10 protein-coding genes and 1 pseudogene are annotated in these 13,398 nt (G+C 60.0%); 4 read left to right on the forward strand and 7 right to left on the reverse strand.

The genetic code is table 11. The features are described from left to right. Together VMA09_13910 and gatB are read left to right on the forward strand one after the other, a co-directional pair. Nucleotides 1-907, forward strand: a 907-nt coding sequence (locus tag VMA09_13910; protein HUA34698.1) for an amidase family protein, incomplete at its 5' end; no start/stop codon positions are given. 9 nt (nt 908-916) lie between these two features. Further along, the gene (gene gatB / locus VMA09_13915; protein HUA34699.1) at nt 917-2,353 is read left to right on the forward strand and encodes an Asp-tRNA(Asn)/Glu-tRNA(Gln) amidotransferase subunit GatB; all 1,437 of its coding nucleotides are present in this window, start codon (nt 917-919) and stop codon (nt 2,351-2,353) included. Between the two features lie 249 nt (nt 2,354-2,602). Here gatB and pgi read toward each other — a convergent pair whose 3' ends face one another. Next, nucleotides 2,603-4,234, reverse strand: a complete 1,632-nt coding sequence (gene pgi, locus VMA09_13920; protein HUA34700.1) for a glucose-6-phosphate isomerase — start codon at nt 4,232-4,234, stop codon at nt 2,603-2,605. A gap of 83 nt (nt 4,235-4,317) precedes the next feature. Further along, nucleotides 4,318-5,553: a dienelactone hydrolase family protein gene (locus VMA09_13925; protein HUA34701.1), complete on the reverse strand. Its 1,236-nt coding sequence runs from the start codon at nt 5,551-5,553 to the stop codon at nt 4,318-4,320. 217 nt (nt 5,554-5,770) lie between these two features. Between VMA09_13925 and VMA09_13930 the strand changes: the two genes are divergently transcribed. Then, entirely contained in the window at nt 5,771-7,102 is a 1,332-nt protein-coding gene (locus VMA09_13930; GenBank protein HUA34702.1) for an MFS transporter, read from the forward strand. Here VMA09_13930 and VMA09_13935 read toward each other — a convergent pair. Beyond that, the gene (locus VMA09_13935; GenBank protein ID HUA34703.1) at nt 7,099-7,599 is read right to left on the reverse strand and encodes a gluconokinase; all 501 of its coding nucleotides are present in this window, start codon (nt 7,597-7,599) and stop codon (nt 7,099-7,101) included. The genes VMA09_13930 and VMA09_13935 overlap by 4 nt on opposite strands. Nucleotides 7,600-7,620: 21 nt before the next feature. Between VMA09_13935 and VMA09_13940 the strand changes: the two are divergent. Beyond that, nucleotides 7,621-8,487: pseudogene (locus VMA09_13940) on the forward strand (alpha/beta hydrolase). A gap of 148 nt (nt 8,488-8,635) precedes the next feature. Here VMA09_13940 and VMA09_13945 read toward each other — a convergent pair. The 4 genes from VMA09_13945 to VMA09_13960 all read right to left on the reverse strand — a co-directional run bounded on the left by VMA09_13945 (nt 8,636) and on the right by VMA09_13960 (nt 13,398). Further along, nucleotides 8,636-9,271, reverse strand: a complete 636-nt coding sequence (locus VMA09_13945) for a DUF1566 domain-containing protein (GenBank protein HUA34704.1) — start codon at nt 9,269-9,271, stop codon at nt 8,636-8,638. A 46-nt stretch (nt 9,272-9,317) separates the two neighbouring features. Then, nucleotides 9,318-9,941: a DUF1566 domain-containing protein gene (locus tag VMA09_13950; protein HUA34705.1), complete on the reverse strand. Its 624-nt coding sequence runs from the start codon at nt 9,939-9,941 to the stop codon at nt 9,318-9,320. A gap of 165 nt (nt 9,942-10,106) precedes the next feature. Further along, nucleotides 10,107-12,101, reverse strand: coding sequence for a membrane dipeptidase (locus tag VMA09_13955; protein ID HUA34706.1), 1,995 nt, complete (start codon nt 12,099-12,101; stop codon nt 10,107-10,109). Between the two features lie 919 nt (nt 12,102-13,020). Further along, entirely contained in the window at nt 13,021-13,398 is a 378-nt protein-coding gene (locus VMA09_13960) for a hypothetical protein (GenBank protein ID HUA34707.1), read from the reverse strand.

Here is a 13,398-nt window from a genome sequence, read left to right on the forward strand (position 1 = left end):
GTTCTGCGGCGTGGTCGGGATAAAGCCGACCTACAGCCGCGTCAGCCGCTTCGGCGTCATCGCCTACGCCTCGTCGCTCGACCAGGTCGGCCCCTTCGCGAACACTGTCCGCGATGCAGCGATCATCCTGCGCACGCTGGCGGGCGTCGATCCGATGGACTCGACATGCTCAGCGCGCCCGGTGCCCGACTACGAGAAGGCGCTCACCGGCGACGTGAAGGGACTGCGCATCGGCGTGCCGAAAGAATATTTCATCGACGGGATGGCGCCCGAGGTCGAGCAGGCCGTGCGCGCCGCGCTCAAGCAATACGAATCGCTCGGCGCGACGCTGCACGAGATTTCGCTGCCGCATTCGAGCTACGCGATCGCGGCTTACTATCTGATCGCAACCGCCGAGGCGAGCGCCAACCTCGCGCGCTACGACGGTATCCGCTACGGCCTGCGCGCCGAGGCGCCCGATCACATCACGCTTTACGAAGAGACACGCGCGCAGGGCTTCGGCGCCGAGGTCAAACGCCGCATCATGCTCGGCACCTTCGCACTTTCGACCGGTTACTACGATGCCTACTATCTGAAGGCGCAGAAGGTCCGCACGCTGATCCGCCGCGACTTCGAGCGCGCCTTCGAGAACTGCGATGTGATCATGACTCCAGTCGCACCGACCACGGCATTCAAGCTGGGCGAAAAGATGGACGATCCGCTGACTATGTATTTGTCCGACATCTTCACAATCTCAGTAAATCTCGCCGGGCTGCCCGGGATGTCGATACCGTGCGGCTATGACGGCAAAAATCTCCCGATCGGACTGCAACTGATCGGGCCGCCATTCAGCGAGGAAACGATTTTGCGCGCCGGCGATGCCTACGAGCGCTCCGGCGCCTTCACCAAACGCGAGCCCGCGATCTGAGTAATGACTATGGCGACGAATCGCGAAAAATATGAAGCGGTAATCGGACTCGAAGTCCATACTCATCTGCTGACCAGGTCGAAGATGTTCTGCGGATGCTCGACGGAGTTCGGCCGCGAGCCCAACGCGAACACCTGCCCGGTGTGCGTGGCGATGCCCGGCGTGCTTCCTGTTTTAAATGAAGAGGTGGTAAAAATCGCGATTCGCGCAGGCCTCGCGGCGCATTGCGAGATCGCGCCCTACTCCATCTTCGATCGCAAAAGTTATTTCTATCCCGATCTGCCCAAGGGCTACCAGATTAGTCAGTACGAAACGCCAATCTGCAAAGGCGGCTACGTCGACCTGCCGACTGAGAATGGCGACTCGCGCCGGATTCGGCTGGTGCGTATCCATCTCGAGGAGGACGCGGGAAAGAACATCCATGAAGAAGGCGCAAGCCTCGTCGATCTGAATCGCTCCGGCGTACCGCTCGTGGAAATCGTCAGCGAGCCTGATATCCGCACCGGCGCGGAGGCTGCCGCGTATGTGCAGGAGCTGCGTGCGATCCTGCGCTATATCGACGCCTCCGACGGCCGCATGGAAGAAGGCAGCTTACGATGCGACTGCAACGTCTCGGTGCGACCGCGCGGACAGAAGGAATACGGCGTCAAGACTGAGATCAAAAATCTCAATTCGTTCCGTTTCGTTGAAAAAGCGATTGAGTATGAGATCGATCGCCAAATTGACGTTATCGAATCCGGCGGCAAGGTAACGCAGGAAACGCATTTATGGGACCCCGTGCGCGAAGTGACGCGCCCGATGCGCTCGAAGGAGTATGCGAATGACTATCGCTACTTCCCCGAGCCCGATTTGCCGCCGCTGGTTGTGGCGCCAGATCTGGTCGAGGCGATTCGCACTGAGATGCCCGAGCTGCCGGCCGATCGCCGCGCGCGCTACGTCAAAGAAGGTCTGACCGCATACGAAGCCGGAGTGCTGACCAGCGAGCGCGAGGTCGCTGACTATTTCGAAGCGGCGCTGCCGGGACTCAAGAACCGCAAGACCGCGGCCAACTGGGTAATGACCGAAGTGCTGCGCCTTCGCGAGCCGGGCAAATCGCTGGCCGAATCAGTTCCTGCCGCGAAAGAAGTAGGCGCCCTGCTCAAGATGGTCGAGGAGGCAAAGATCAGCCTCAACGCCGCCAAGACTGCCTTCGCCGCGATGGTGAAAAACGGCAACTCAGCGGAAGCGACGGTTAGCGAGTTCGGTTTGCTGCAAGTAAGCGACGAAGGCCCGATCATCGAAGCAATCGACAAGATAATCGCATCGGAGCCCGCCAAGGTCGCCGAGTATCGCGCTGGCCGCGACAAGCTATTCGGCTTCTTCGTAGGCCAGGCCATGAAAGCCATGGGCGGCAAGGCCAATCCCAAGGTGATTAACGATCTGATGAAAAAGAAACTCGCGGGCTGAGCCGTTCGCTCATAACCAACAGTCACACGCACAACCCGCTCCTGGTCTGATCCCCTCTCCTTATCCTAGGAGAGGGCTAGAGAGAGGTGAAACACTGGAATCCTCACGCGCGCGGGCCTTCCAGTAAAATACAGACTACCCTCACCCGGCATCGAAGGCGCGCAGCGCGCCGTCTTAATGGCGGGCAGGGACGCCCGTCGGGACGCCCGCCCCACTATATTTTCTCAGTCAGTCAGAAATTAGACAGCTTTATGCCGATTTGCTCGCCCGATATCTTCTAATCAACGTGTTCGTCGAGCTGTCGTGCTTTAGATCTGGATCGCCCTTGCTCTCCAGCTCGGGGATGATTCTTTGGGCCAGCACTTTGCCGAGCTCCACGCCCCACTGATCGAACGAATCGATGTTCCAGATCGCGCCTTGCGTGAACACGCTGTGTTCGTATAACGCGACCAGCTTGCCGAGCATCTCGGGTGTTAGCTGATCGGCGAGAATCGTCGTCGAGGGGCGATTGCCTTCGAACACGCGATGCGGCACGAGCTTATCTGCCGTGCCTTCGGCCTTTACTTGTTCCGGAGTCTTGCCGAAGGCGAGCGCTTCGGCTTGCGCGAATACGTTCGATAACAACAAGTCATGATGGCGTCCGACGTGGTTCAGCGGTTTGCAGAAGCCGATAAAATCGCACGGGATGATTTTGGTGCCCTGGTGGATGAGCTGGTAGAACGAATGCTGTCCGTTGGTCCCCGGCTCGCCCCAGAAAATCGGCCCAGTCTGATAGTCAACAGCGGTGCCGTCGAGGGTGACGTGCTTGCCGTTCGATTCCATCGTTAGCTGTTGCAGATAGGCCGGAAACCGCTTCAGGTATTGCTCGTACGGCAGCACCGCGACCGTCTGCGCGTCGAAGAAATCGTTGTACCACAGCGCGAGCAGGCCCATCAGCACCGGCAGGTTGCGATCGAACGGCGCGGTGCGGAAATGCTCGTCGATGGCGTGAAACCCCGCGAGCATCGCGCTGAAATTCTCCGGCCCGACCGCGATCATCGTCGAAAGCCCGATCGCCGAGTCCATCGAATAGCGCCCGCCGACCCAGTCCCAGAAGCCGAACATGTTCGCGGTGTCGATGCCGAACTTGGTCACCTCGGCCGCATTGGTCGAGACCGCGACAAAATGCTTCGCGATCGCTTTTTCATCCTTGAGCGTGCCAAGCGCCCAGCCGCGCGCGGTGTGCGCGTTGGTCATCGTCTCGAGCGTGGTGAAGGTTTTCGACGATACGATAAAGAGCGTCTCGGTCGGGTCGAGATCGCGCGTCGCCTCGGCGAAGTCGGTTCCGTCGACGTTGGAGACGAAGCGCACCGTGAGATTGCGATCGCTGTAGAAGCGCAGCGCCTCGTACGCCATTACCGGACCGAGGTCCGAGCCGCCGATTCCAATGTTGATGATGTTGCGGATGCGCTTGCCGGTATGCCCCGTCCACGAACCGTCGCGGATACGCCGCGAGAACACCGCCATCCGATCGAGCACTTCGTGCACGTCAGGCACGACGTCTTTGCCATCGACAAGGATCTTCTCGCCGCGCGGCGCGCGCAGTGCAACGTGCAGCACGGCGCGATTCTCAGTGATGTTGATCTTGTCGCCGCGGAACATCGCGTCGATCTTCGCGCGCAGGCCGCATTCTTCGGCGAGCGCGATGAGCAGCTTGATGGTCTCGCCGGTGGCGCGATGCTTCGAGTAGTCCATATAGAGCCCGACCGCTTCCAGAGCCATCGTCTCGCCACGCTTGGGATCGTCGGCGAAGAGCTGGCGCAGATGCGTGTCGCGAATCTTGCCGTGATGCGCCTGAAGCGCTTTCCATGCGGAACGTTGCGTAAGCGGCGTCGAGGCCATCGTTAGCTCCTTTGCGTCAGGCGGACTTCCGACCCTTCTGATCTACTCCGATGCCATCCGCGTCGCACGTTTTAATTGCATCGCTACGGCTTCCCTTCGCTTTCCTTCCACCGCGCCAGCATCTGGTTGGACGCGGGGCTGTTTTCGTCGCGTGCCTTATGCGCGCATTCGATGCCGGCAATCGGCAAATCGTTTCGCTCGAGCAGACCGATCTGTTTGAGGGCCGTGCCCATGTCCCAATAGATGTGCTCGTGCGCGATTTTATCGCCGCGGAACTGGATGATCACGACGGTTGGAACTTCGATGTACTTGCCGGTCGGCGCGATGCCCGGCAGGAGCCAATCGATCTCGCGATCGTGGGTGCAGCAGAACAGCAGCTCATCGACGACCGAGTCGGGACCGACGGTGCGCGAGATCGATACGATCCGCGTGTCAGCCGGGAGCGTCGCGATGAAATGATATTTGTAAAATCGATGCAGCTGGCGGCGTCCGATGCCGCCGGTGAGCGTCGGGATATGATTCACGTACGGCTCCGCGACCATCGTCGCGATCGTCGCATCGGCATCGCGCGTGGCGAATTCGTAGTCGCCGTGAGTTTCCCAGATTGCGTTGAGATCGTAGCGCGGTCCCATCACGCGCCGTAGCAGTCCGATCGTGCGCGAGCGCGCGAGCTGCGCCGCGACGCGATCGTAATTGGGACGCATCGAATTGTTGAAGGCGTGATCGGCGCCGCGATAGACAAAAAACTCCGCGTCGTCATGAGCTGCAAAGGCGGCCCGAATCTTCTCGCGAAGCGGCGCGGGCGCGAAGCGGTCGTTTTCCGGAAAGTGAAACAAGATTGGACAGTTGATTGCGGCGGCTTCATCGAGATGCGCGTCGAGGCTCACACCGTAGTACGAAATCGCCGCATCGACATCGAGCCGCGCCGCCGACAAATACGCCATCAGCCCGCCGAGGCAGTATCCGAGCGCCGCGGCCTTGCCGCGCAACTCGGGACGCGCGCGCAAAGCGGCCAGCGCCGCGCCTATATCGCGAACGCCCTGGTCGATGTCGAACTGGGAGCGCAGCTCGCGAGCGCGCGCAACGCTCGGGTCGTCGTAGCCGAGCTGCACGCCCGGTTGCAGGCGCCAGAACAAATCCGGCGCGATCACGACGTAGCCTTCCTCGGCGTATGAGTCCGCGACGTTCCGCATATGCCCGTTCACGCCGAAGATTTCCTGCAGCAGCAGGATGCCGGGACCGCTGCCCGCAGGCGGAAGACTGAGATACGCATCGAATGATCCGTGGTTCGTTTCAACCTTGATGGTTATGCCGTTCATCGATTTCTCCCCGCGCTGTTCGTTGCGATTTGCTCTAGCACGCAAAGCGGCCACGCCCTATTCCGGCGCCTCGCTCGAGAGACTTCCCCCTGGACGAGCAGTGCCTCCCGTAATTGAATGATAAACCAGGTTCCGCCGAAGGCAGCTTGCGGAGCCATCCTTAATTTGAGAAAGCTTATCGGCGTCTTCACGTCGTCCGAGGCGCAGTAGTAGCTCAATGCGCGCAGCACAATCAGATCTGGACAACGCTCCGCTTCCTGCAGGCTTCACGCCTCCGACGCGCCGCTACCTCTACGCGCTGTTCGCGATGCTGATGTCGGCCACGATCTTCGAGGGCTACGACATCACGATTTTCCACCTCTGCACGCCTGACATCGCCAAGACGTTCCATCTCAGCGATCCCGTGATCGGCCTGATGGCGACGGTCGTGCGCATCGGCGGGATGGTCTCGTTCTTCGTCGTGATCCTCGCCGATCGCCATGGCCGCAAGCCTATCATCTCGGCGACCGTCCTCTGCTACAGCCTGTTTACGCTCCTAACCGCGCTGTCAACCGGCGTACTTGGGTTCACCATCTTCCAAAGCTCAGCCCAGGTTTTCCTCGCCGCCGAGTTCGGCGTCGCCGTGACGATGATCAGCGAGGAGTTTCCCGACGAGCTGCGCGGCCGTGCGCTCGGCGGACTGCATATGGTCGCGTTCTTCGGCGTGACCGCCGCGGGGCTGATTTATGGCGTGATGTCGGAGTCGCGCTGGGGCTGGCGCGGGATGTACCTGCTCGGTCTTGCGCCGCTTGCTCTGATCGCCTTCCTGCGCCGCGGGATGCGCGAAACGGCCCGCTTCCGCGCGGTGCAGGAAGAGCGTACGGCGGCAGGCTATGAGATGCCGGAGTTTTGGGCCTCGATCCGGATGTGCATCAAGCCGTTCCTCGGCCAGTATCGCGGCCGCCTGTTGCTCATTTCGACGATGTGGAACTCGATCGGTCTTATCGGAGGTCCGACTGTCACTTACTTCAGCCTCTACGCGCGCCGCGATCAGCATTGGACCGCGCCCGAGGTCAGCACCGCGTTCATCCTTGCCTACGTCGCCGGGTCGATTGGTTCGATGTTGTCAGGGTTCCTGATGGACCGCGTCGGGCGGCGCTTCACGACCGCGGCTTTCTACATCGGCGCGGGCGCCTCGATGTACGTGCTGTTCCAGAGCACGGACTATTGGACGATGCTCATCGCAGAGATGGCGACGATGTTCGCGTACCAGGCGGCGCGCACCGCGACATCGGCACTATCGACGGAGCTGTTCCCGACGGAGATTCGCGCGACCGGCTATTCGCTGTGCGTGCAGGTCGTGGGACAAATCGGCTGGGCGCTCTCGCCCGTCGTGATCGGACTGCTCTCAAAACCGATGGGCGGGCTCGGCAACGCGGCGTCCGTGCTCGCATTCGGACCGCTGGTTGGCGTGGTCCTCGTCTTTGTCGCGGTGCCTGAGACGCGGGGCCGGACGCTCGAAGAGCTGTCGCCGTCAACGCAGATCATCGCGCGCCGCCAGCCCGACTAGATTCCCAGCTTCGCTCTGATATCAGCGACCGCCTGCTCCGGCGTGTGCGAGACGTCGATCGTGATCGCGTCGTCAGGCTCTTCGAGCGTCGCAAACTGACTGCCGAGCAGTGCGGAATCGAAGAAGTGCCTGCTACGCGCCGCGAGCCGCTGTGCGATCAGCTCGCGCGATGCTTTCAGGTAAGCGACTTTCACCCGCACCGCGTCGACGACGATCTCGTGGCGATAGGCGCGCTTCAACGCCGAGCATGCGACGATCAGATTCGTGTCGTCGCGCAGGAATCGCTCGATGAGCGCGCGGATCGCCGCGAGCCATGGCGCTCGATCGGCGTCCGTCAGCGCGATCCCCTGATGCATCTTGCGCTTGTTCTCCGCGAGATGAAGATCGTCGCCGTCGCGAAATTCCCATCCGAGTTCCCTCGCCAGCATCGTGCCGAGCGTAGTCTTGCCCGAACCGGACACGCCCATCAGCACGACGACGATTGAAGGCCCTGCCATGATGCGCAAGATTGTCGCACGACGGAGGAAATCATGGCGACCGAATTCAGTCATCATTATGCCGAGCTGAAAGGCGTGCGGCTTCATTACGTGACGATGGGACAAGGCGCGCCGGTCGTGCTGATCCACGGATGGCCGCAGAGCTGGTACGAATGGCGGCGCGTGATGCCGCTGCTTGCGGACGCTTACACGCTCGTCGCGCCCGACATGCGCGGGCTTGGCGATTCGTCGCGGCCTTCGAGCGGCTACGAGAAGAAGATTGTCGCCAACGACCTCTGGTTGTTAATGCACGAGCATCTCGGGCATCAGCGCTTCGCCGTCGTCGGCCACGATTGGGGCGCGCCGGTCGCGTTCCGGCTCGCGGCGGATCACGCCGATGCCGTGACGCATCTCTGCCTGCTCGACGTGCCGGTGCCAGGCGATCAGCCGTCGGGCGGAGCGCTCGGCGGCACGCCGCGATGGCATCATCAGTTTAACCGCGTGCCCGACCTTCCCGAGGCGCTGACCTACGGCCGCGAGCGAATCTTCCTCGAGTTCTTTTTCATGAACGGCACCAACCAGGCAGGCACGTTCAGCGACGCGGATATCCGCGAATACGTGCGCACCTACTCGCAACCGGGCGCGATGCGCGCCGGGTTCAACTACTACCGCGCGATGCATCAGGACGTCGCCGACAATCGCGCGACGTTCGCAACCGGATTCAAACTGCCGATGCCGACGCTCGGTCTCGGCGGCGGCGGCTCGCGCGGCCGCGGCGAACTGGTCATCGAATCGCTAAGACGCGTAGCCCTGAAATCCGAAGGCGGCTCGATCCCAGACTGCGGCCACTTCATCCCCGAAGAAAAACCCCAGGAGCTGGCCGACCGGCTCCGCGCGTTTTTGAAGTGATGAACAGCTATGTAGTGATCAATTTTTCGTAAAACCGCCGAAGAGCCGAACTAGAAGTCGATGAGTCGCCGCTTGTTGTGGCGCATTTAGCGCGCTCGGGCGCGCACTCAATCAAATGCTCAATGGACGGCTCACCGACTGTCCGACCTCACTGGCTGCAACGCACGGCACGGACGGCGAAGTTCGAGGTCTTAAATCCTTGAGCGAGACCAGGAAAGTTGAGCCCGCGGCTGAGCTCGAAGTGCACGTCCCACACGAAAGAGTTCTCGTCTTCAACGGTAGTTCCCGACCAATAAGCACGGCGCTGCGTGGGTCCGAACGTGGGATCGATGCACGTGCCTCCAGGACCACATCCGGGCGCAGTCTTATCGATAATCCCCTGGAGCTCCACGCTTGTCGGTAAGCGCCAATCGCAGTAGTTCGCAAAGCAACCAGTGATGCTGCTGCCATCACTGGATTGGTTGAAGTCGAGGGTTCCCAAAAAATTCGCGAATACCGTCCCGTCCGGGTCTGTGCTCAGGAGGCCTGACCACGAGTAATTGTTGTTGACATCGTGAATGTTCGGGGTTTTAGGCTTGACGCCCACTACTCCGGTCTTCTGCTCCCACATCAGACCGGTCTGATTGTCGGTGACCGTACCGTTTCCGTTGTCCTGGAAGCGCGGCCCTACGAGCGGCCCTGCGGGCGGGGGGCACATCGGAGGCGGTTCTATCTGGGCGTATCCCGCTGCGGCCCACAGCAATGCAGCGCACACTGCGATGAGCGTCAGACTGGTTTTTCTCATGACTCTTCTCCCGCGCAAATGCTCTGCGGACAACTCACCGAATTTCCTACTTCACCGCGCCGCAGCGCACCGCTCGGACGTAGAAGGAGGCGTTCTTATCGTTGCGCTCGGTATCGCCGACGCCGAAATCCACGCCCCACGCGTCGCTCAAACCGTTCGCGAAGGTAGAGCTCGACCAGTAAAAGCGGCGCTGCGTTGGCCCGAATGTGCCGTCGATGCATGCGCTATTGGCGCCACAGCCAGACGCGTTATTGTCGACGATAGCTTGGAGTTCCACGATCGTCGGCAAGCGCCAATCGCAGTAATTCGCAAAGCAACCCGTGCTGGTATGGCCGTTATTGGATTGGCCGTAGTTGAGGGTTCCAACAAAACTCCCGAAAGCCGTACCGCCTGGATTGGTGCTCGGGGCGCGAGACCAACTGTATCTGTTGTTGGCATCGTGTACGTTCGGGGTTCGAGGTATGACTCCTGGTACTCCCGTCTTCTTCTCCCACATCAAACCGGTCTGATTGTCGGTGATAGTGCCATTGCCATTATCCTGGTAGCGCGGCCCTACGAGCGGCCCGGATGGCTGAGGGCACGTAAGCGACGAATCGGTCTGGGCGTGTACTGCACCCACCCAGAGCAACGCCGCGCATAAGGCGATAAACGTCAGACTGGTCTTTGTCATTGCACTTCCAAATTGGCGCCAAATGTTTGTCTACGCATGGCAAAGCTAACAGGTCGAGTCGAGAGAGACTATCTCTGCCGATGAGCTGAATTGATTGAGCAAGCTAACTCCAGACACCAACCGGAGATCCGCATGCTTTCTCAGCCACACCTTTACGACGCCCGCTTATTGGCCTTCCGCAGCCTCATTCAGGCATTTTTCCCAAACGTTGATATATGCTTCGGCGGAATGGAACAGGGGTTCGAGCGCCGCGTCACTCAAGCCAATGACCTTGAGATCGGCGACCAAGTCCGGGAGCAAACCGATATGCGCCAGGCCGTCAACGTTGAAGTCAAAAGCCTTGGTGCCGGTTACCTGTTTATCAAAGGTGCCAAAGCCAGCAATGGTGAAGGGATAGGAGAGCCTACTACTATCTCGCCACTGCAGAAGTTGCTCATTTGTGTTGTTGCCGCACGAGTGATCGCCAAAGCGCGGTCCGACGTGGCCGGCAACTCCATTAAAATCGCTGCCAAAAGCTACAGGGCCGCCCATGACATCCACGGCATACCTATATGCTTGCGCCCAGGTCTTTGAGGAGTGGAGACAATTGTCCGGCACGCGGCTCGATGGGTAGCCAACCTCAACCTGCTCGTCTTTTCTGTCCGTGTCCTGAACATCATCTTTGAGCATGACCGCGACCATGCCGCCGAGCTTCCTGATCCTGTCCAACTGAGCACGCGTCCGCATGCGCTCGTGCCGGCCCCCATTGCCCGAGTAGTGCTGATGGTAAAGATCGAAGTAAAGAGTATGGCTGGCTACTATCGGATAGTTTTGCTGCTCCGCCCAGCTCAGCGTGTTCTCGATCGACTTACTCGACATGTGGTCAATATCGATAATCATTCCCTTGCTTTTTAACGCGTCGAACAAAGTCCCCGAGAGGGGAAGTAATCCATTCTTGTTACAACTGGGAAGGCCAGGTGGATAAAATGGTACATCGGCTATTTTACCGGCAAAGCCTATGGCATAAAGCGCTTGCATGACGGTGCGGTCGAGCCAGAAGCCATAGCCCGAATTGCCACAGTCCATGGTTTGCCACCAGCTTCCAACCGCAGCGCCTTGCCCCACTCCGATCGCATCCTGCCACGTCGCGGCAGCGCCGAAACCATTATCGAAATTGTGCACCGGAAATACGGCACGAACACCCTTGGCGTAATATTTGTCCACCGCGGCGATTACAGACGCATTAGTGCAGGGCCCGTTGAGCGAACAGCCGAATAGTTTGTCGACTTCGATACCCAGCACGACCGCCAGTTTCCCTGCACGAATCACTGCGCGCGCTTGGTCGGGAGTTGTGACGATCCGGAACCATCCCTGTCCCGGCCCGCCGCTTTGTTGGTCAAGGAAGGCTTCGAATTGATAAGCGGCCTGGAGTTGCGCTTCCACGGGAGGTAGGGGCAACTGCGGCGCCGTTTCCCCCGCCTTGAGCTGAAAGTGATCATCATAGAGATCCATTTCATTGAGGCGATCCGGCGGCAGCATCGAGACCGAGCAATCAATGCCCCTGAGGTGCTTGTTGCTCAGACACAAGGCCTCGTTCGTGACGGCCTGCATGACCATCAACCGCAGCCCTCCTTGCCAGGCCCGCTCCAGCCATTTGTAGTAAACCTGTTGATGGACGGTGGTGGTCCACGTCGGCCAGCCATTGAAGAGAGGTACACCCAGATTGGAGCCTGGTCTGTCCTCGGTGCCGAATCCCACGGGATCATCGAGCGGCGTATGGTCGCCGTGGAAGAGTTTCGATCCGCAGTTCGGAAGAAACTTTGGGCAAAACGGAAGGCTCACTTCCGGGTTATGCAGTTCGGTACCATCTTTTTGAACCAGATCGAGATTGGTGCCGTAGTCCTGCTTGAGTGCTTGATTAATCCCTCCCTGCGCATCGTAGGCCTCGCCGACAACGACCCCACCGCCATGCCCGAGGTTCGCAAACATATGGACATGGATGTCCGCATAACCCCGCAACGGATCATCCTGCGGAGGGGAGTCCGCGGGAGTTCCGTTGGTGCTCGGTTCGTCGATGCTGGCGAACGGAAGTTGGGCACAGGTTCCTGATGAGGAAGCCAGCGGTATATCGATCCCCGCGCCACAGGTGCAATCGCCCGTGCAGCCAGGGATTTCGCTCAAACCAGCATCACACGGGGAGCCGCGTTCCAGGACACAGCACGCCCGTTGCCCCACGCCACCGCAAGGAGTGGCTTTTATACAAGAGGTGATAGAGCTGAGAAGTCCGCCAGGATTGAGCCCACCACAGAGGCAGTTCTCTGGACAACCGGCTACTTGGGTCAGGCCAAGCTGGCAAGCAGGGCCCTCGAGATCGACACAGCAGGCGCGTTGTCCCACGCCTCCGCACGGAGCCGGTAGCACACAATGATTTGTGGCGTAGATGGGAAACCCCAAAACACGGCCACATAAGCAAGCGTCGGTGGATCCTGCGTCGCACCCAGCAACCTCAATCAAGCCGCGCCCACACGCCCGACCTTCCTGAATGCAGCACGCGCGCTGCCCGTTGCCCCCGCATTGCGCTGCCGCAGATGCCACATGCAGAGCAGCGAAGAGGACCAGCCACACAAAAATGCTCGCAAGCAGAGCATGTATGGACAGACGATCCTTTGAATTCCGTGGGCAGAGTTCCGCACGGGTTGCCTCCATTCCCCTCTTCTCCGACTTCTTGCGCTTCATTTTGCGCAATCGCACTCAGTTCGAAACACCTTAAGAAATAAGCGAAAGACTGCGGAAGTACAATAAAGTTTCAGATGCGGGAGTGCGAGACGTTTGACCGCGTCAGGATCTGTTAAGCCCTATTAAGATGGAACCTTGAAGGCGGCGTCGTGGAGAAGCCTGGACATCCATCGCAGCTAAGGGAACCGTCGAACGACCGGGAGTAATGCTTTTCGATCCGAGCCCAGAAGTGCGGTGAAGCGAGCGGCGCTGCCGTCGTCGACACGGAAGTGAGAAAAAGCGGCGAGCCTCAACGAGGCTCGCCGCTTTCTGCGAGTGAGTAATCATTTCGCGGCGGGGGCCGAGAAATATGGTTGCTATTCGACTAGTTCAGGCGCCACAGGGAGCGGGCGGCTTCGGCCGAGCGCTCTACCATCTTCTTGCCGAACTCCTGCTGGGCGGCGAAGATCGGCGCGAGCGGGGTTTCCTTGGCCCACGCCGTGGCCGAGGCCTGGAAGTCCAGCAACTGGTGCGCGATCTTCTCGTTGGTGTCGATATACCAGGCGGCAAACTTCTTCGCGCCCTCTACCGTGAAGAACTTCTCCGACATCTCACTCATGCTTTCAAACATGCTTGCCTTTTCCGACATCACTTTCCCTCCGGATTTCTTATGGCCCGCGCGCCGCTTGCCTGCGTGCCCGTTATTGCCGGTTTCGCCCGGCGGCGGCTGTCGCGGATGCGACCGACTGTGTTGATTAGCCAT

It is taken from the genome of Candidatus Binataceae bacterium (assembly GCA_035508495.1).
Taxonomy (GTDB): Bacteria; Desulfobacterota; Binatia; order Binatales; family Binataceae; genus JASHPB01.